Here is a 1,166-nt window from a genome sequence, read left to right on the forward strand (position 1 = left end):
TGTATAAGAGACAGGATCCTGCCAATCGGTACCACTGCCCAAACTACTAATTTGAGATTGCGTCCATGGCAGTGGCTTTGCCGGATTATTTAATCCTGAAAGATTATCATTTCTAGTCACTTCGTTTTGTAACTGGGCATATTCAGTTGCATCAATCAGTTTTAACTTGTGTCTTAAGTTTGCTACGCCATAGTAGCCATCATAACTTATCTGTGGTTTTCCTGAAGCTTTAGATGTGCCTTTTTTTGTAGTGATCATAATCACACCATTAGCGCCACGCGAGCCATATATTGCAGTAGAAGAAGCATCTTTCAATACGTCTATTGAGGCAATATCATCTACATTTAATTGGGCACTGATATCTTGGGTAATTTGACCATCAATTACATATAGTGGTGCATTACTGCCAGTAATGGAGTTTGTACCCCTTATAGCAATCTTCATGGCTTCGCCAGGTTGGCCAGAGGCTTGGTTTACCTGTACGCCGGCCATTTGCCCCTGTAAGGTTTGTGCAACATTAGATATGCCTTTTGCCTGTGTTATCTTGGCTGATGAAATGGTCGAAACGGAACCCGTAAGATCACGTTGCTTTACAGAACCATAGCCAAGTACAACTACTTCGTTTAATTTAGATTGATCAAGTTGCATATGAACAATCATTAGACTATCTTTTACAATAGCTAACTCCTGACTAACGTAGCCAATAAATGAGAAAACGAGAATCGATTTGGAACTGGGCACTGTTATATTAAACTTGCCTTCTTTATCTGTAATTGCTAAGGGTGTGCCATCTTTTAATTTTACAGTGACCTCTGGCATCGCGATATTTTTCTCATCATAAACCTGTCCTGTTACTTTCACCTCTACCTGCGGAGCATTTGTTGCCAATGGCGTTTCGACAGATATCAGCTGTTTCTTGATAAAAATAGTCTTGTTTACTATTTCATAATCCAACTGTTGATTTTTGAAGCACTCGGCCAAAGCTGCCTCAAAAGGTAGATCTTTTGTTTTTATAGTAATGCTCTTATTCTGGATGTCTTTAGACTCGTAAAAAAAGACATAACCTGTTTGATCGGTAATTATTTTAAGAACCTTCTTTAGGGGCGCATTGATTTCATTGAGACTAATTTTTTGACCAAAGACCTTAGCGCTACATTGTAGAAAGG

At 38.9% G+C, this 1,166-nt stretch carries 1 protein-coding gene; it reads right to left on the bottom strand.

What is annotated here, in order from left to right:
- On the bottom strand, nt 1-1,166 hold a 1,166-nt coding region (locus JHD69_RS19850), incomplete at both ends, for a SusC/RagA family TonB-linked outer membrane protein (protein WP_199142072.1).

This window comes from Pedobacter sp. ASV12 (genome assembly GCF_016429155.1).
GTDB lineage: Bacteria > Bacteroidota > Bacteroidia > Sphingobacteriales > Sphingobacteriaceae > Pedobacter.